Here is a 16,428-nt window from a genome sequence, read left to right as displayed (position 1 = left end):
GCACAATGAAATTCGGGGCATGCGTGACTGCCCGAGGATAGCCCTATGGGCCCGAACCCGCCGTCTGAGAAGATCGACAACCATGCGGGTACTGGTGCAGCGGGTGACGTCGGCGCAGGTGAGCGTGGGTGGCGAGGTCGTCGGGCGAATCGAGCCCGGCGCGCACGGCGCGCCCCAGGGTTTGGTGGCGCTGGTCGGCGTCACCCACACCGACACCGACACGACCGCGAAGGCGCTGGCCGACAAGCTGTTCCGGCTGCGCATTCTCGACGGGGAGCGGTCGGCCGCCGATCTGGGCGCTCCCATTCTGGTGATCAGCCAGTTCACGCTCTACGCCAACACCGAGAAGGGGCGGCGGCCGTCCTGGAATGCGGCCGCGCCCGGGGCGGTGGCGGAACCGTTGGTGGACACCTTCGCCGACTCCCTGCGTGAACTCGGGGCGACAGTTGCCACCGGGCGGTTCGGGGCACACATGCACGTCGAGCTCGTCAATGACGGGCCCGTGACCCTCATGCTCGAGGGCTGAGCGGGGTCAGCGGACCCACTTCGACGTCAAGCCCGCGACGATGGATCCGTCGAGGTCCGACAGGCTGTCGGCGACGAACGCCCGGGCGAAATCGGAGGTCTGCCAGCGGAAGACGACCGGGTAGGCGGTGAGGGCGGAGAGGACTACCTCGGCGACCTGCTCGGCGGTTTGAGCGGTGCTGTAAGCGCCGCGGGTGCGATTGATGTAGGCCTCCAGCGCGGGGGCGTAGGGACCGGCCACACTGATCGCACTGGGGATATCGACCCGGGCATTATTGACGAATTCCGTTATGACAGCACCGGGCTCGATGACGCTGACGCCGACACCGACCGTCGCGGCCACCGGTTCGAGGCTCTGCATGAAGCCCTCGACGGCGAACTTCGCGGCGCAGTACGCCTCGTTGAACGGCTGGCCGACCGCACCGCCGACACTGGTCACCGTCACCACGCGGCCCTTCGAGGCGCGCAGCAGGGGCATCGCGGCCTTGGTCGTCTCGACCACGCCGAAGAAGTTGACCTCCATAGCCCGGCGGATATCCGCCATGGGCAGGTGCTCGACGGTGCCCAGCACCGAGACCCCGGCATTGTTGACCAGGGCGTCCAGGCGGCCGTAGTCGGCGGCCACGGCGGCCAGGCAGTCGGCGACCGAGTTCGGGTCGGTGACATCCAATTGCCGCACGTCCGCGCCGGTTTCGCGAACCGGACCGGCCTTGTCCATGCTGCGCAGCGTCGCCACGGTCCGATACCCGGCCCGCATCGCGGCGGCCGCGACCGCCAGCCCGATCCCCGTGGAAGTGCCCGTGATGAGAACAACCTTGTCGGTCATGTCCCCATCGAACCAGACCCGGCCCCGGCAGCCGAGTGCCACGCCCGACCGATCAGGATTCCCGGGCCGGGGAGAGCAGCGCGGCGGTCAGGCCGATGCCGCCCAGGGCGAGGATCAGGACCGGCAACCAGACGCTGGTGGTCAGGATCAGCGCCAGGACACCCAGTACCAAGGTGAAACCGGCGGTGATCAGGCTGCGGATATCGCGGTTCATGACATCACTTTCCGGCCGTGAAGGTGGTGGCGTTGCAGACGCCGCGGATCGACCCGGTGGCGTCGTCGAGTTCCTCTTTCTTGACCCAGTGGAAGCCGGAACCGGTGAATTTGCCGAGTTTGTCGCCGTCGGCGCGGACCGCGGACTGCTGGTCGCCGCGGTAGTTCTGGGCGGCGTCGCGGAGGTTCTTCACCGGATCGGTGAGCTCGACGCCCGCCTTCTGCACCGCGGAGTACTTGTCGCACAGCTCGGTTCGGTCCACCGGCCAGCTGCTGACACAGGCGACGACGAACGCGATCACGGCGATCACCGCGAAGGCGGTGTTCCACGTGCGCACCGCCAGTCGGCGACCGAAGACCTTGCCCGCCGACTCCGGGAGTTCCGGAACCAGCTGGTGCACGAGGAATTGGAACAGCAGGAAGTTGGGGAACTTGTCGATGCTGTCGGTGATGCGGGTGTCTTCGCCCGCCTCGATGATCACCTGGCCGGCCTTCACCCGAAAACCGCGAAACTCCTGCAGCGCAAAGGTTTTCTTGCCCGTACCCGCATGCGTGGCGGTCAGCCACCACGGCCCGAACTCCAGTTTGCCGCCGCCGCTCAGGGTTTCGAGCGCACCCGCCGCCTGCCGCGACGCGATCCCCTCCACCAGCGCCGGACCCCACTCCTCCGGACAGCACAAGGCCTCGGTGAGCAGCATCTCCGCGCCCCGCACATCCGTCACCCGATAGTGATGCGTCGTCCCGGTATGCGTGCCATTCCTGGTGTGGCGCACGATCTTCTGCGTCACGCGGGCAGTGTCGTTGCGCACCACCCGAAGCTGCTGCCCGGCCAGCACCACCACCGCGCCGTGCTCGTACAGATCCAGCCGCATCCCGATCTTGCGAGCCAGGTGATAAGTCCGATGCCCGCCGAGCTCGTACTCCCCCGCCGTCTGCCCGATCCGCCGCATCAACTCCGGGTCATTGCCCACGTCGGCACCCAGACCGGCCACAACCCACTCCTAGATCGATCCCGTTCGCGGCCAACCGTAACGGCAGGCCCGCGACCGCGCCAGCCGGACTACTTGGGAGCGGGAATGAAGGTGACGGTATCGCCGATCAACGCATAGATGGCGTGCGAGCGGGGATCTGCGGCCGAGCCCACCAGCATCTTCATCCCGGTCTCGACGGAGGTCCCGAGTGCGCGCGTCGAAGTGTCGAGGACGCGCAAACGATAACCACCACTGCCGTTTTCGACGATGTAGGCGAGGTGTCTATCCGGGTCCACCGAGATCGCACCGAAGTCGCTGCCCTCGATCGTCTGAACCAGACTGCTCGATGCCAGATCGAGGACATACATCTCGTTGATATCGGTCAACACCACGGTGTTGGTCGCGAAATCCACCGCCATCGCCCTCGGGCCGTTCGAGGGGACGACCAATCGCTTCGTGACGCGGTTCGAAGCCAGATCGAAGACGAGGACGCCGTACTCGGTGTTCCGCTCGGGGTAGTACCCACCCAGGATGTACGCCGTGCTGCCCGTCGGATCGATGACGATCTGCCCGGCATCGCTGCCCACCTCGGCCGAACCCACCACGCTCGCAGACTGCGGATCGATCACCGAAACCGTCCCCGCCGCATTGAAATTCACAACCTTCGGGTCCTGCTGATACCCCTGGAACAGATTGTTCGTGACATACACCCGATGGCTGACCGGGTCGACAGCGACACCGGCCGACTCCTCACCGGTAGCGATCGACGTGACCACGCTGTTCGAAATGGTGTCGACGATCGACAGCGAGCCGCGAATCGCGGGCTTGGCGTCGCGATTACCCTTCCCCACTCCGTACAGCATGTGCAGTGCCGGATCGATCGCGATCGCGGCCAGCACATCCGGGAAGGTGATCTTCGCGACCACGGTGCGAGTCGTAAGATCCAGGACAGCAACCGAGTTGGTCGTGTCATTCGCTACATACAACCGGTTCGCCCCGGAATCGAGCACCGCCTGCTTTCCGCCCACCTCCGGTCCCACCGCGACCGATGGGTAATCCGGAACATCAGGCTTGCCACTGCCCCCGCGTCCCACCGTGACCACCCCGACAATCACGACGAGGACGACCGCGACAACCGCCGCGATGATCAGCGTCAGCCGCGCGCCCGAATTCGAGCGTGGCGCCGCGGGTCCGACTGGAACGTAAACCTGCTGTGGCAGCGGGGATTTCACGCGCTGATCGCTGCACAGCGGCCCGAATGCCTGCTGCACCAGGGTGTTGTGCGCGGCATTGCCCGCTAGGTACAGGGCGTGCAGGTCGTTCGGGGAGGTGATGCCCGCGGTTCGCAGGGAATCCACTACCGCCGAAACCACCGCGGGCAGACCGGATGCTGTCAGGTCATGGTCCGAAACCGCTGGCAGGCTACGAGAATCGACCACCTGCGCGGAGCCGTCCGCGGAGGCGATCAGCAGAGCCGCGGTCACGGAGCCCGGGGCGAAGTCGATCACGGCGATGCGGGAACCCGGTGGGGCGGGGGCGATTCCGGCGGTGATGGCGGAGGGGTCGGGGTGCGCGTCGATTGTCATTTGTGCCAATAGTTGTCGGGTCCGGCCTTTTGGACGGCGGTCTTCGCGGGGGGATCTATCCACTCGTCGACGGAGGGGTCGCGGGAGAGGTTCATGTAGAGGGCGGTGGATTGGTAGACGTAGCGGTGTTCGTGGGAGCCGTAACCGGTGCGGCGGGCGCGGGAGGGGGTGTTGTTGCAGACGTCGGCGCCGATGCCGTCGTGGGGACACCAGAAGGACCAGTCTTGGGTTTGGCCTTTGAGGGCGGCGTACATCTGGTCGGCATCGGCGGTGGTGTTGAAGGCCAGGACGTTGACCGAGACCATGATCTGGTTGGAGTCGTCGACGTAGGAACCCGCTACCTGCTGATTGCAGTTGTAGTTGCGCAGAGTGGATTTCACGTTCCAAGACATGTCGGGGGTGATGCAGTCCATGACACCGCTGGACCGCAGGGTGTACTGGATGTTCTTGGCATCCCGGAACGATTGCGGCAGCAGCGCACTCGGCAGGAACGGAGTCTTGTCGGTGGCGGCCGCATCCAGGGTGTTCGAGTTGAACGGTGGCGTGGTGGAGGTCGGCGGGGTGTAGGAGTACGGGGTGGCGTTGTAGGTGTAGGGCGTGTACGTGGAGGTCGAGGACGCGCTGCTGTGATCGGAACTCTGCGTGGCCCGCACGCCCAGGACCACGAGCAGGATGAAGCCGATCGCGGCGGCCGCGATACCGGCGACCCGCACACCCGAGATCGGCTGCGGCTGTAGCGCACCCGGGCCACCCGGCGCGAAAGCCGGGACGGGCGACGCGGGCTCGGCGGTCTGCACACCCGGCGCCTCCACCAGCTGCTCCCATTGCGGACCGACGGTGGGCTGGGCGCGAACTCCGAGCGCGGACAACGCATCCCGGCGCGGGCTGATCCCGTCCGGTTCCCGGAATACGGCGAGCAGCACCGCACGCCACTCGCCAGCCGCCGGGCGCTGTTCGGTGGCCGACGGGTCCTCGAAGGCTCGATCGAACAGCGCACGCAGCCGCGGGTCCAGACCCGGTGGCAGTTGAGTTGGCTTGCACCACCGACCTTCTCGGATCGCGGGCAGCTCCGGGTCCAGCAGCAGGCCGCGATAGACCAGCAGTGCGACACCGAATCGGTCGCTGCAGCGGTCGTGGCCGGGGATCCCGTCGAAGAGCACCCGCGGATCCCGCCACCCCTCCGCGATCGGCTGTGGCACCGGCAACGCGTGCGCGGAACGCAGGCCCTCGCCGCCCAGCAGGTACGCGCCCGACCCCGACCACAGCAGGTTGTGGGGCGCGATATCGCCGTGCACCAAATCGTTGCGCTCCAACGCCTCGAAGAGTTCGCAGAACCGGATCGCCACCGCGACACGGTATTCCGCGTCGATCGGCTGGTCGGACGCGTAGAGCTGGTCGAGCGTCGTGGGGGTGCGGTCGGATCGTAGGAACTCGCCCGGGACCGCGGGCAGGATCACCCCGGCGAGCGCACCGTCCTGCCACACCGCATCGATCGGCCAGCTGATCGTCACCGGCGAGCCGTCCGCCCGCGCTTCCGCACCGAGCACGATCCCGCGCCCGGTGGCCGCCACCTTCGCGACCCGATCGTGCTCCTCGGGATCGGTCAGCGGCAGGGTGTAGGCCCGATACAACCGTTCCCGGCCACCCTGATCCCGGCATTCGTGCAGCCACGCGCGGCCGTAGCCGACGCTGACCGCGGCACCGGCGACATCGTAGACATCCCCCGACGAGCCGCTGACCCGAAATCGATCCTCCACCCGAGATTCCGAGGGAGCGTTCGAATACGCACCAGCATCACGATCGGCCACGGTCCCCTCCAACTCCATCCCGCTCGCGGCCCACCGTATCGGGCACCCCCCGTACCACGCCAACCGAGCCATCGGGCCGAAACGACCGCACCCGCCCCAGCCAGGCTGGAGCGGGTGCGAAAAGCGTTGTGCGGAGGCTACTCCGGGCGCAGGGTCAGGATGCGCGGGCCGTCCTCGGTGACCGCGACCGTGTGCTCCCAGTGCGCGGCACGGGTGCCGTCGTCGGTGACGACGGTCCAATTGTCGTCCAGCTCATGGGTTTCCGTGGTGCCGAGGGTGAGCATCGGCTCGATCGCCAGCACCGAACCGACCACCAGCTGCGCGCCCTTGCCGGGTGCGCCCGCGTTGGGCAGGAACGGATCCATGTGCATCTCACGGCCGATGGCGTGGCCACCGTAACCGGAGACGATGCCGTACTTGCGGCCGTGCAGCTTCTCCGCGGCGTAGGTGCCCTGCTCGATGGCGTGCGAGACATCCGTGAGCCGGTTGCCGGCGACCATGGCGGCGATACCCGCCTCCATGGACAGGCGGGTGGCCTCCGACAGCAGGCGGTCCGCCTCGATGATGTTGCCGACGCCGAAGGTCCACGCCGAATCGCCGTGCCAGCCTTCGAGAATGGCGCCACAGTCGATGGAGACCAGGTCGCCCTCGACCAGCACATCGTCCTTGGACGGGATGCCGTGCACCACACGGTCGTTCACCGACGAGCAAATCGAACCCGGGAACCCGTGATAGCCCTTGAACGACGGAATCGCCCCGGCCCCACGAATCACCGACTCGGCCACTTCATCCAATTCCAGGGTGGAGACCCCGGGCTTGGCGGCAGCCCGCACAGCCACCAGCGCCTGACCGACGATAGCGCCGGCCGCCGCCATGGCGTCCAGTTCACCGGCGGTGCGGAAGGGCACCACCTTCTTGCTCTTACGGCCGAAGACCATTCAGCGCCCCAGCGCCTTCAGCGCCCGCGTGTTGACCTCGTCGATCTCGCCGACGCCCTCGACGGAGACGACCTGACCGTCGTAGTGCTCGAGCAGCGGCTCGGTCTCCTCGCGGTAGACGCGCATGCGGTTGCGGATGACCTCTTCGGTGTCGTCGCCGCGGCCACGGGCCAGCATGCGATCGACCACCACGTCCTCGTCGACCACGAAGGACAGCACGGCGTCGAGAACCTTGCCCGACTCCTTGAGCATCTTCTCCAGCGCCTCGGCCTGATCCACGGTGCGCGGGTAGCCGTCCAGGATGAAGCCGTTGACAGCGTCGGGCTCGCCGATGCGCGCCTCGACCATGCGGTTGGTCACGTCCGAGGGCACCAGGTTGCCGGCGTCGAGGTACTGCTGCGCCTCACGGCCCAGCGCAGTCTGCTCCGCGATGTTGGTGCGGAAGAGGTTCCCGGTGGAGATGTGCGGAACACCGAGCTTTTCGGACAACAGTTCGGCCTGCGTGCCTTTACCGGCGCCGGGCGGTCCGAGCAGTACGAGTCTCACTTCAGGAACCCTTCGTAGTTACGGTTCATCAACTGGCTCTCGATCTGTTTCACGGTATCGAGGCCGACGCTCACAATGATCAGCACGGAGGTACCACCGAACGGCAGGCTCGTCATCCCGCCGCCTCCGGAACCGATGCCCAGCAGCAGGTTCGGCAGCACGGCGACCGCACCGAGGTAGATGGAGCCGGGCAGGGTGATCCGGCTCAGGACGTAGTTCAGGTAATCGGCGGTCGGCTTGCCCGGGCGGTAGCCGGGGATGAAGCCGCCGAACTTCTTCATCTCGTCCGCGCGCTCCTCCGGATTGAAGGTGATCGCGACATAGAAGTAGGTGAAGAACACGATCAGGGCGAAGTAGATGGCCACGTAGATCGGGTTCGTCGGGTTGACCAGATACTTCTGGATCAACTCCTGCCACTTGGCGGTGTCGCCCGAACTCTTCCGGGTCAACTGCGCCAACAGGTTCGGCAGATACAGCAGCGAGGACGCGAAGATGACCGGGATGACACCCGCCTGATTCACCTTCAACGGCAGATACGTCGAGGAACCGCCGTACATCTTGCGGCCGACCACGCGCTTGGCGTACTGCACCGGAATTCGGCGCTGGCCCTGCTCGACGAAGATGACACCGACGATGACAAGCAGCGCGGCGAAACCGACCAGGATGGTGGTCATCAAGCCACGGCTGTCGTAGATCTGCTTGCCCTGCGCAGGCATTCGCGCCGCGATACCCGCAAAGATCAACAGCGACATACCGTTACCGATGCCGCGCTCGGTGATCTGCTCGCCGAACCACATGACCAGGGCCGCGCCCGCGGTCATGACCAGCACGATGATGATCATGCCGAAGATCGAGGTGTCGTCCAGAATGGGCTTGTGGCAGCCCTGCAGGAGCTGACCGCGGGAAGCGAGCGCGACCAGACCGGTCGACTGCAGCACCGCCAACGCGATCGAGAGGTACCGGGTGTACTGGGTCATCTTGTTCTGACCCGCTTGACCCTCTTTTCGCAGTTCCTCGAACCGCGGGATGACGACGGTCAACAGCTGGATAATGATGCTCGCCGTGATGTACGGCATGATGCCGATCGCGAACACGGACAGCTGCAGCAGTGCGCCACCGGAGAAGAGGTTGATCAGCTGGTAGATCCCGGCGGAGTCCCCGCCGTTGACCAGGTTCACACACTCTTGAACGTTCTTGTAACTGACGCCCGGCGAGGGCAGCGAAGCACCGAGCCGGTAGAGCGCGATCAGTCCCAGCGTGAAGAGAATCTTCCGCCGTAAGTCCGGGGTCCGGAAAGCCGACACGAAGGCGGAAAGCACAGATCCTCCTGGCTAACGACATGGGTCAGGACACGGATTCAGCGATGGGGCTGGGTTAGCCACAATGAGCCGAGAACCATGACGGTGTTGGCAGACAACACTTGAACTCTAACAGCGACACCGGGCGAGCTCGCGACTCGCCCGGTGCCATTGCTATTTCAGGTTACCGTCCGGCCAGAACGGTGGTGCTACCACCGGCGGCGACGATCTTCTCCGACGCGGAGCCGGAGAACTTGTCGGCCGAAACCTGCACGGCGACAGCGATATCGCCCTCGCCGAGCACCTTCACGAGCTCGTTCTTGCGAACGAGACCCTTGGCAACCAGCTCGGCCTTGCCGATGGTGCCGCCCTCGGGGAACACCCGAGCGATGTCACCGACGTTCACGACCTGGTATTCGGTGCGGAACGGGTTGGTGAAGCCCTTGAGCTTGGGCAGACGCATGTGAATCGGCATCTGACCGCCCTCGAAGCGGACCGGGACGTTCTTGCGAGCCTTCGTACCCTTGGTACCGCGGCCCGCGGTCTTACCCTTGGAACCTTCACCGCGACCCACACGGGTCTTCTCGGTCTTGGAACCAGCGGCAGGACGCAGGTGGTGAATCTTGATGGTCATGCGGAAACCTCCTCAACAGCAACGAGGTGGCGCACGACGTTGATCAGGCCGCGGTTCTGCGCATTGTCCTCGCGCAGCACGGTCTGGCGGATCTTGCGCAGCCCGAGGGTGCGCAGCGAATCCCGCTGGTTCGACTTGGCGCCGATGCTGGACTTGATCTGGGTCACTTTGAGCTGTGCCATATCAGTGCGCTCCCTGTCCTGCACGCGCACGCAGCATGCCCGCCGGAGCCACATCCTCGATCGGCAGACCGCGACGCGCGGCAACCTCTTCCGGACGCTGCAGCATCTTCAGGGCAGCAACGGTGGCATGCACAACGTTGATGGCGTTGTCGCTACCGAGCGACTTCGCCAGAACATCATGGATACCGGCACATTCGAGCACCGCGCGGCACGCGCCACCGGCGATCACACCGGTACCGGGCGAAGCCGGACGCAGCATGACGACACCGGCAGCCGCCTCACCCTGAACCGGGTGGGTGACCGTGGAGCCGATCATCGGAACGCGGAAGAAGTTCTTGCGAGCCTCTTCGACGCCCTTCTGGATGGCCGCGGGAACTTCCTTGGCCTTGCCGTAGCCGACGCCGACGAGACCGTTGCCGTCACCGACGATCACGAGGGCGGTGAAGCTGAAGCGACGACCACCCTTCACGACCTTGGAGACGCGGTTGATCGCGACGACGCGCTCGAGCTGGTTCTTCTCGGCGGCATTGTCCCGACGATTGTCGTCGCGACGGCCACGGCCGCCACCACGCTGATCGCGGTCGTTACCACCGTTGTTGTTCTGTCCGGCGGGACCGTTGTTTCCGCCGTCACGCCGCTGACGTCCCGGCATCAGACGTTCCCTTCGTTCGCAGAGTTGATCATCAGAACTTCAGCCCACCTTCACGGGCGGCGTCGGCGAGGGCCGCGATACGGCCGTGGTAGTCGTGACCACCACGGTCGAACACGACCGCATCGACGCCGGCAGCCTTGGCGCGGGCGGCGATGAGCTCGCCGACCTTGGCGCCCTTGGCGGACTTGTCACCCTCGACGGCACGCACATCGGCCTCGATGGTCGACGCGGCGGCAATGGTCTTGCCGACGGAATCGTCGATCAGCTGGGCGTGCAGGTGACGCGAGGAGCGGTTGACCACCAGGCGCGGACGCTCGGTGGTGCCGACGACCTTCTTGCGCAGACGGAAGTGACGACGCGTCTTCGACAGACGACGCGCGGTCGAGACGTCCTTACCGACCGGCTTGCGGGCGAGCTTCTGCTTTTCGGTTTGTGCCATGGCTTACTTACCCGTCTTTCCGACCTTGCGGCGAACGACCTCGCCGGCGTAGCGGATGCCCTTGCCCTTGTACGGATCGGGCTTACGCAGGCCGTGGATCACCGCGGCGATCTGGCCGACCTTCTGCTTGTCGATGCCGGACACCGAGAACTTGGTCGGGGACTCCACCGCGAAGGTGATGCCCTCGGGAGCGTCGACCGGAACCGGGTGGCTGTAGCCCAGGGCGAACTCGAGGTTCGAGCCCTTGGCCTGCACGCGGTAACCGACGCCGAAGATTTCCATCTTCTTCTCGTAGCCCTTGGTCACGCCCTCGATCATGTTGCTGATCAGGGTGCGGGTCAGGCCGTGCAGCGAGCGGTTCTGACGCTCGTCGTTCGGACGAACGACCTCGAGTTCACCGGACTCCGCCTTGACGACGGTGATCGGCTCGGCGACAACGTGGGACAGAGTTCCCTTGGAACCCTTGACCGACACGTTCTGGCCGTCGATGTTCACCTCGACGCCGGCGGGAACCGGGATCGGCTTCTTACCGATACGCGACATTGTTCCTACCTCCCTTACCAGACGTAGGCGAGGACTTCGCCGCCCACGCCCTGCTGCTTGGCCTGACGGTCAGTGAGAAGACCCGAGGACGTGGAGATGATCGCCACGCCGAGGCCGCCGAGCACCTTGGGCAGGTTGGTGGACTTCGCGTAAACCCGGAGGCCCGGCTTCGACACGCGACGGACGCCCTGGAGGGAGCGCTCACGCGAGGGGCCGTACTTCAGGTCGACGATCAGGTTCTTGCCGACGGTGGCATCTTCGATGCGGAAGTCGGCGATGTAGCCCTCGCGCTTGAGGATCTCGGCGATGTTCACCTTGATCTTCGAGTGCGGTGCCTTCACCTGATCGTGGTACGCCGAGTTGGCGTTGCGCAGACGGGTCAAGAAGTCTGCGATCGGATCAGTCATGGTCATGTTTGACCGTTACCTTTCTCGCCGCGGTTCCCATTCAGCACCGTCAGTGATCGGCGGTCGTGGGCCTACGACAATTCGGGGCGGTTCCAGCCGGGAATGCCCGACCGGAGTTAGCGCTTGCGCCCAGGGCAAAAGACAGAGCTGTGCCCGGGCAACCGGTCTAGTGTAGACAACCCCTGATCAGCGACCAAATCGAGGTCCGGGTCACAGTGCCGCGGATGCCGCCGGGTTCGGTATCGTGCGAACAAGATCTTTTCACCATTCCTGCCTGATGCCATCCGCGAGAGCTACAGGTAAAGGGGCAAGCGTGAATCGTCGAGTCGCCGCTATGATCTCCGCGCTGGCCGCCGCGGCCACCGGACTCACCGTCGTGGCCTGCGCCAGCACCATCGACGGCACGGCCGTCGCCGATCAAGCCGAGGTGACGACCTACCGATCCTCGGTCGCCGCCGCCTCCAGTTCGGCCGCGGCCGCCACCTCCGCCGCCCTGGTCACCCACCAGAACGCCGTCTGCGGCGTTTTCGTCGCCGACGCCCTCGATGTCGCGGGCAAGATCCACACCGCCAACCAGCGCATCGACGACCACGACATCACCGCCGCCCGCACCGCCATCACCGACGCCGCCAACGCACTCAACAGTGCGGGCACCGAGGTCTCCGACGCCCTCGCCAAAAACCCCACCCCGGCCGACTTCGCCGCCGCACTCACCGAATACTCCAAAGCCGCAACGGCTTTCGGCGGCCAAATGACCAGACTCGGCCTGGGCACCAGCAACGACGCCGACTTCGACCCCGCCCAGGACCGCTACTTCACCGCCAAGGACGCCGCCCTCACCCAGTGCTCGTGAACGCGGATCAGCGGGCGGAGCCGAGGCAGAAGGCCTTGGGCATGATTTCGCCGGGCTGTTGGTAGGAGTAGGTGGCGATGGAGCCGGAGACGTGGTCGCACAGTGACGTATCCAGCTGGGAGCTCAGGATTTTGTATTCGGCGTCGGGGCTGGAGCAGGCGGTGATCTCGACGTCTTCGGCGCCGGACTTCTTCAGGCAGTCACCGATCTTGGCGTTGTCGATGGTGAGGGTCGGGTCGGAACCCTTTGCGATCAAACAGAACACGATGCCGGTGCCGAAGGCGCCCATCCCCTTCTTGGCCTTCAGCAGGTAGCTGTAAGTGGTCTGGGTGCCCGCAACCTTCTTGCAGGCCGCGTCGGGCATGAACTCGGTGGTGTCGAGGCGGTCCAGCACCCGATAGACGGCGGTGGCGTCACCACAGTCCGCCTTCAGCGGATTGTTGCCCTTGGTATCGGTGAGGCAGTCACCCTTCTGCGCAGCATTCGCCGCATGCGCGGGATCAACCCCCTTGATCCCCACACAGATCGACCCCTTGCCACTGTCGGTGTAGACGTACTCCGTCCCCGCCACATCCACACACCGGTCGTGCGCGTTCCCACTCCCCGCCCGATCCAGCACCACGAACCCGGCATCCGCCGACGAACACGACACCTTGTCGAACCCGTCATCCCCGGACTTCTTCAGGCAATCCCCGTGGCTCACCGCATCGGAGGAACCCCCGATCAGCCCGCACCCACTGGTGAACAAGGCCAGTAGCACCGCCGAAACCGCAACCGCCCAACGCATCCGGATCCCTCCCCCACGACCAACCAGTTCAGACGAGGCGTCACGGTAGCGTGCCGGGGAGACGCGGACCAATCGAACGACCTGTTCGGTCATCGCCGCAGTTGCCGCGGGCTTGCCGAATTCAGTAATGTCCGTTTTGTCCGCAAATAGCTGTGGGCGTGCGCAACTGGCGATAAGGGGGTCCCGTTGAACGACGGCGAGCTGTTGGCGGAGAAGGTCAGGCAGGCCGATGAGGCGATCCTTCGGATTCGGGGGCAGGCGCAGGCGTCGGAGGGGCTGGTTGTCGTGGAGTCCGATGCGTATGGGGCGATCACGGACCTGCGGATTTCGCCGTATGCCATGAGCGCGGACGCCGAGCGGCTCGCGAGCGTCATCGTGCAGTGCCATCGCACCGCCAGGCAGCGCGCCGAGGCCGAGGCCGGACGCGTGCACGCGGAGCTCGAGAAGAATGCTCGCCGCGCCGCGAGCGCCCCGCCTTCTGCTCCGGCCGCGCCGGATTGGGAAGAGCCTGCGCCGCTTCGCATTACGTTCGGGGTCTAGGCGTGGAATTCGATACCGCGAAGATGCGGCAGCTCGCCACCGACCAGCGCACCGCCGAAGGGACCATCGCCAAGCTCGCGGAGGCCGGTCCGGGAGGCCGGTCCGGCGTCGCCATCAACGATCGCGAATCGGCGCGAAACAAGTTGCCGCACTGCGACCTTGCGACCCGCACCGAGGAGTCACTGAAGGCGATGGATCGCGTTCTCGCATTGCATGCCAAGCGACTGCGCGAGTTCGCCGACGTGACCGACAGCGCGGCCAATGCGCTCGACAAAATGGAAGAGATCAATGCCGACGGATTCAAGGCGATCAAATGAGTGACGAGGACAAGCTAAAGATCTCCGAGGTCCTGGCGTGGGATCTGTCGGCGCTCAGCCTCGTGGTCGGCAAGGTGCAGCAGGCGTCGACCACCCTCGACCAGCAGGTCACCAACGCCGACGGCAAGGTTCAGCAGTCGGGCGACTACTTCGGGGAAAAGGCCGGAGAGGAGGCGCGCAAGGTCTCGACCACATTCAAAACCGATGGGCACGCGACCGCCGACTCGTACCAGAACATGGCTCGAGCCATCGACGACGCGAACCACGAGTTCGCGGTCAAGATCGCCACCCTGCGGTCGGTGGTCAAGGAGGTCGAGGAGTCGAAGTGGGATTTCACCTACAAGGACACCACCGGTGACGTGTACTCCCGCAAATCCAACTGGCAGACCGCGACCGGCACCTCGCCATACGGAGCAGCGGCGGTCGCGCTGAAGACGGCCGCACAGATGTCGTTGAGCGGCGATCTCACGCAGGCGTTCTACGACGTCAAGGAGATCGACAAGCTTGCGGCGCAGGCGGTGGCGCGCTGTCTCGAGACGCTGACCGATTCGGTGAAGCTGGCCGTGGTCCCCATGCCCGCCGACGCGGATCTGGCGCGAATCCTGAAGGAGTACCAGACGTCCGTGTCGGAGCAGGGCACCACACTTTGGCCCGACAGCACGCTGCTGAATATCCTCCGGGTGAAGTATCCCGATCTGGAACCCATCGAGATGACCGCCGAGGAGGCGGCGGCGCTGAATGATCTCGCCAATCCGCTCAACGGCGGAAACCCGGTCAATGCCTACAAGTTCTTCGAGATCAAGAACGACGCGGAGGCGTTGGGCGGCGCGAAGGATCGGATGGCGAACAAATACACGATGGAGAACAGGGATTCACATGCCGACGGTCAGGCGGACGCGCTGCGGCACTCGTATTGGAACGCGCGAATGACCCAGGAGTTCGGTGCCGAATGGACCGAAAAGTATGCGACGGCGCACGAGAAGACCGGAGGCAATCCACCGGCCCGCGAGGCGATGGATCTCTACAACAACGAACGCGGACGCATCATCGCGCAGTCCAACCCGGGCGCCAGTCCGGAACAACTGAAGACCGAGATCATCAATTCGATCGACCGGGGCGAGATGGTCGTCATCTATCAGCCCACGGAAGACTTCGTGCCTCAGCTCGCGAAAAGCAATGTCCCGGTTAAGGATACGGGCATCATCGCGGGAGCCGACATTCCCATGCCCACCGGAAAATTCTGATCTCATGAGGATCCTGCGGCTCGCGTTGATCACGCTCATGCTGTCGGCTACCGGCGCATGCTCACTCGTCTCGCACGACTCGGGCCGGGCTGCGTGCGCGGGAGAGTTCGACCTCAATAGCTTGAAGGAACCACTCGGCTCGAGTCCCGCCCTCGGTCAGGAACTTCGGCGTGCGGTGCACGACAAGAACCCGGTGCGCTTGGACGAGCTCACCGGAGCGGCCGGATGGACCGAAGACTGGGATCTCATGGCGGACGTGGCGTCGAACACCCCGGAGGCCGAACTGAACGGAATCGTGCAGACACCCGGGCATTGCTGGAAAGGTCTTCCGGCAGTGCAGACACCGGTCCCCGAGGGCTTCTACCTCTTCTTCAAGGACCGTGTTCCCGTCCAGAAAGTCGACTGGCGCGGCGATTCCAAGCCGATCAATCTCAGTTACGGTGTTTCGCTGAATCCCCAGTCCCAGTTGGTCGCCAGCGGTCGCGGGCTCGGCCCGGCATGACCGCGCCGCCGGGGCACTGGCCGCCGCCTCCCCAGATGCCGCCACCGCCTCGGAGACCATCCCGCGAGTTCGTCGTTCTGTTCGCGTCCCTCGCGCTGGTGCTGACGGTCGTGATCGGCCTCGTCGTGGCCGCCGGTCTCTACTGGAAATCCCAGCACGACCTGCACCGAAGGCCGGTGGCAGCGCCCCCGTCGTGGGGCGATTACTACAGCCTCGCGTTCACCTTCTACCCGGTGACCCCGTTGAAGCCCGACGACAAAGGCTTTGCGGGCGCGCGTTGTTCGGCCGTGGGCACCGTCACGGTGGCGCCGGGCGATCCGGTGCCGCTGCGCCAGCTCACCTGCCTCGACGACCACGACGTATCGACCTGGTTCACCGAATTCGCCGATCCCGCCGACCTGAAGCGCTATGTCGCCACGCACTGGGTGCGCGAACGCAGTCACGACAGCCCCGGCAGCACAATGGCATTGCTGCGTCCCAGTGGCCCGGCGACTCCTTACAGTCTCGCCGCGCACCCGGGCATGGAACTCGGCAAGCAAACCGTGCTGATGGAAGCCTCGGGCGACACCTTCGACCGTCTCTACCTCGACTGGTGGGTCTGGGCCCAGATCCGCTGA

22 protein-coding genes are annotated in these 16,428 nt (G+C 65.4%); 7 read left to right on the top strand and 15 right to left on the bottom strand.

Features of this window, described 5'->3' with window-relative positions; genetic code table 11:
* The first annotated feature begins 82 nt into the window (after nt 1-82).
* On the top strand, nt 83-526 hold the full coding sequence (gene dtd / locus ACYVN4_RS40695; RefSeq protein ID WP_460728833.1) for a D-aminoacyl-tRNA deacylase: 444 nt from the start codon (nt 83-85) through the stop codon (nt 524-526).
* Between the two features lie 6 nt (nt 527-532).
* Here dtd and ACYVN4_RS40690 read toward each other — a convergent pair whose 3' ends face one another.
* The 14 genes from ACYVN4_RS40690 to rpsH form a co-directional block, all read right to left on the bottom strand.
* Nucleotides 533-1,351, bottom strand: coding sequence for an SDR family NAD(P)-dependent oxidoreductase (locus ACYVN4_RS40690; protein ID WP_460728831.1), 819 nt, complete (start codon nt 1,349-1,351; stop codon nt 533-535).
* Between the two features lie 52 nt (nt 1,352-1,403).
* Nucleotides 1,404-1,565: a hypothetical protein gene (locus tag ACYVN4_RS40685; protein ID WP_460728829.1), complete on the bottom strand. Its 162-nt coding sequence runs from the start codon at nt 1,563-1,565 to the stop codon at nt 1,404-1,406.
* 4 nt (nt 1,566-1,569) lie between these two features.
* Nucleotides 1,570-2,556, bottom strand: a complete 987-nt coding sequence (locus ACYVN4_RS40680) for a DUF6585 family protein (protein ID WP_460728827.1) — start codon at nt 2,554-2,556, stop codon at nt 1,570-1,572.
* 68 nt (nt 2,557-2,624) lie between these two features.
* Nucleotides 2,625-4,121: a hypothetical protein gene (locus ACYVN4_RS40675; protein WP_460728825.1), complete on the bottom strand. Its 1,497-nt coding sequence runs from the start codon at nt 4,119-4,121 to the stop codon at nt 2,625-2,627.
* Nucleotides 4,118-5,878 carry a hypothetical protein gene (locus tag ACYVN4_RS40670; RefSeq protein WP_460728824.1) on the bottom strand — a complete coding sequence of 587 codons (1,761 nt, stop codon included), beginning with the start codon at nt 5,876-5,878 and terminating at the stop codon, nt 4,118-4,120. Before ACYVN4_RS40670 ends, ACYVN4_RS40675 begins: the two co-directional genes overlap by 4 nt.
* A 188-nt stretch (nt 5,879-6,066) precedes the next feature.
* The gene (map, locus tag ACYVN4_RS40665) at nt 6,067-6,867 is read right to left on the bottom strand and encodes a type I methionyl aminopeptidase (RefSeq protein WP_460728822.1); all 801 of its coding nucleotides are present in this window, start codon (nt 6,865-6,867) and stop codon (nt 6,067-6,069) included.
* Complete coding sequence (locus ACYVN4_RS40660; RefSeq protein WP_379353885.1) at nt 6,868-7,413, bottom strand: adenylate kinase; 546 nt, start codon at nt 7,411-7,413, stop codon at nt 6,868-6,870. It lies immediately after the preceding gene.
* On the bottom strand, nt 7,410-8,732 hold the full coding sequence (secY, locus tag ACYVN4_RS40655) for a preprotein translocase subunit SecY (protein WP_460728819.1): 1,323 nt from the start codon (nt 8,730-8,732) through the stop codon (nt 7,410-7,412). The genes ACYVN4_RS40660 and secY overlap by 4 nt, the downstream gene beginning before the upstream one ends.
* A gap of 163 nt (nt 8,733-8,895) precedes the next feature.
* Nucleotides 8,896-9,345, bottom strand: a complete 450-nt coding sequence (rplO, locus tag ACYVN4_RS40650) for a 50S ribosomal protein L15 (RefSeq protein WP_460728817.1) — start codon at nt 9,343-9,345, stop codon at nt 8,896-8,898.
* Nucleotides 9,342-9,527 (bottom strand): 50S ribosomal protein L30, encoded by a 186-nt coding sequence (rpmD, locus tag ACYVN4_RS40645; RefSeq protein ID WP_460728815.1) that lies wholly within the window; start codon nt 9,525-9,527, stop codon nt 9,342-9,344. Before rpmD ends, rplO begins: the two co-directional genes overlap by 4 nt.
* A gap of 1 nt (nt 9,528) precedes the next feature.
* Nucleotides 9,529-10,179, bottom strand: coding sequence for a 30S ribosomal protein S5 (gene rpsE, locus ACYVN4_RS40640; protein WP_379353893.1), 651 nt, complete (start codon nt 10,177-10,179; stop codon nt 9,529-9,531).
* A 31-nt stretch (nt 10,180-10,210) separates the two neighbouring features.
* Nucleotides 10,211-10,618: a 50S ribosomal protein L18 gene (rplR, locus tag ACYVN4_RS40635; protein ID WP_460728813.1), complete on the bottom strand. Its 408-nt coding sequence runs from the start codon at nt 10,616-10,618 to the stop codon at nt 10,211-10,213.
* Between the two features lie 3 nt (nt 10,619-10,621).
* Nucleotides 10,622-11,161, bottom strand: a complete 540-nt coding sequence (rplF, locus tag ACYVN4_RS40630) for a 50S ribosomal protein L6 (RefSeq protein WP_460728811.1) — start codon at nt 11,159-11,161, stop codon at nt 10,622-10,624.
* A gap of 14 nt (nt 11,162-11,175) precedes the next feature.
* Nucleotides 11,176-11,574, bottom strand: a complete 399-nt coding sequence (rpsH, locus tag ACYVN4_RS40625) for a 30S ribosomal protein S8 (protein WP_460728810.1) — start codon at nt 11,572-11,574, stop codon at nt 11,176-11,178.
* Between the two features lie 307 nt (nt 11,575-11,881).
* Between rpsH and ACYVN4_RS40620 the strand changes: the two genes are divergently transcribed.
* Nucleotides 11,882-12,421 (top strand): hypothetical protein, encoded by a 540-nt coding sequence (locus ACYVN4_RS40620; protein WP_460728808.1) that lies wholly within the window; start codon nt 11,882-11,884, stop codon nt 12,419-12,421.
* Between the two features lie 7 nt (nt 12,422-12,428).
* On the opposite strand, the gene ACYVN4_RS40615 is transcribed toward ACYVN4_RS40620, so the two are convergent.
* On the bottom strand, nt 12,429-13,208 hold the full coding sequence (locus ACYVN4_RS40615; RefSeq protein ID WP_460728806.1) for an LppU/SCO3897 family protein: 780 nt from the start codon (nt 13,206-13,208) through the stop codon (nt 12,429-12,431).
* A gap of 186 nt (nt 13,209-13,394) precedes the next feature.
* Between ACYVN4_RS40615 and ACYVN4_RS40610 the strand changes: the two genes are divergently transcribed.
* From ACYVN4_RS40610 to ACYVN4_RS40590, 5 genes are read left to right on the top strand one after another with little or no spacing between them, the layout of a single operon-like run.
* Nucleotides 13,395-13,748 carry a YbaB/EbfC family nucleoid-associated protein gene (locus ACYVN4_RS40610; protein ID WP_460728804.1) on the top strand — a complete coding sequence of 118 codons (354 nt, stop codon included), beginning with the start codon at nt 13,395-13,397 and terminating at the stop codon, nt 13,746-13,748.
* 23 nt (nt 13,749-13,771) lie between these two features.
* Nucleotides 13,772-14,065, top strand: coding sequence for a hypothetical protein (locus ACYVN4_RS40605; RefSeq protein ID WP_460728802.1), 294 nt, complete (start codon nt 13,772-13,774; stop codon nt 14,063-14,065).
* Entirely contained in the window at nt 14,062-15,309 is a 1,248-nt protein-coding gene (locus tag ACYVN4_RS40600; protein ID WP_460728800.1) for a DUF6973 domain-containing protein, read from the top strand. The genes ACYVN4_RS40605 and ACYVN4_RS40600 overlap by 4 nt, the downstream gene beginning before the upstream one ends.
* A gap of 4 nt (nt 15,310-15,313) precedes the next feature.
* Complete coding sequence (locus tag ACYVN4_RS40595; RefSeq protein ID WP_460728798.1) at nt 15,314-15,811, top strand: hypothetical protein; 498 nt, start codon at nt 15,314-15,316, stop codon at nt 15,809-15,811.
* Nucleotides 15,808-16,428, top strand: coding sequence for a hypothetical protein (locus ACYVN4_RS40590; protein WP_460728796.1), 621 nt, complete (start codon nt 15,808-15,810; stop codon nt 16,426-16,428). The genes ACYVN4_RS40595 and ACYVN4_RS40590 overlap by 4 nt, the downstream gene beginning before the upstream one ends.

This window comes from Nocardia heshunensis, assembly GCF_054782115.1.
The sequence above is the reverse complement of the archived record's forward strand: the minus strand, read 5'-3'. Positions and strand labels throughout refer to the sequence as shown.

Coding starts and splice junctions, on each gene's coding strand:
- dtd (WP_460728833.1), top strand. CDS start 83: ATGCGGGTACTGGTGCAGCGGGTGACGTCGGCGCAGGTGAGCGTGGGT.
- ACYVN4_RS40690 (WP_460728831.1), bottom strand. CDS start 1,351: ATGACCGACAAGGTTGTTCTCATCACGGGCACTTCCACGGGGATCGGG.
- ACYVN4_RS40685 (WP_460728829.1), bottom strand. CDS start 1,565: ATGAACCGCGATATCCGCAGCCTGATCACCGCCGGTTTCACCTTGGTA.
- ACYVN4_RS40675 (WP_460728825.1), bottom strand. CDS start 4,121: ATGACAATCGACGCGCACCCCGACCCCTCCGCCATCACCGCCGGAATC.
- map (WP_460728822.1), bottom strand. CDS start 6,867: ATGGTCTTCGGCCGTAAGAGCAAGAAGGTGGTGCCCTTCCGCACCGCC.
- rplO (WP_460728817.1), bottom strand. CDS start 9,345: ATGACCATCAAGATTCACCACCTGCGTCCTGCCGCTGGTTCCAAGACC.
- rpmD (WP_460728815.1), bottom strand. CDS start 9,527: ATGGCACAGCTCAAAGTGACCCAGATCAAGTCCAGCATCGGCGCCAAG.
- rpsE (WP_379353893.1), bottom strand. CDS start 10,179: ATGCCGGGACGTCAGCGGCGTGACGGCGGAAACAACGGTCCCGCCGGA.
- rplR (WP_460728813.1), bottom strand. CDS start 10,618: ATGGCACAAACCGAAAAGCAGAAGCTCGCCCGCAAGCCGGTCGGTAAG.
- rplF (WP_460728811.1), bottom strand. CDS start 11,161: ATGTCGCGTATCGGTAAGAAGCCGATCCCGGTTCCCGCCGGCGTCGAG.
- rpsH (WP_460728810.1), bottom strand. CDS start 11,574: ATGACCATGACTGATCCGATCGCAGACTTCTTGACCCGTCTGCGCAAC.
- ACYVN4_RS40615 (WP_460728806.1), bottom strand. CDS start 13,208: ATGCGTTGGGCGGTTGCGGTTTCGGCGGTGCTACTGGCCTTGTTCACC.
- ACYVN4_RS40605 (WP_460728802.1), top strand. CDS start 13,772: ATGCGGCAGCTCGCCACCGACCAGCGCACCGCCGAAGGGACCATCGCC.
- ACYVN4_RS40600 (WP_460728800.1), top strand. CDS start 14,062: ATGAGTGACGAGGACAAGCTAAAGATCTCCGAGGTCCTGGCGTGGGAT.
- ACYVN4_RS40595 (WP_460728798.1), top strand. CDS start 15,314: ATGAGGATCCTGCGGCTCGCGTTGATCACGCTCATGCTGTCGGCTACC.
- ACYVN4_RS40590 (WP_460728796.1), top strand. CDS start 15,808: ATGACCGCGCCGCCGGGGCACTGGCCGCCGCCTCCCCAGATGCCGCCA.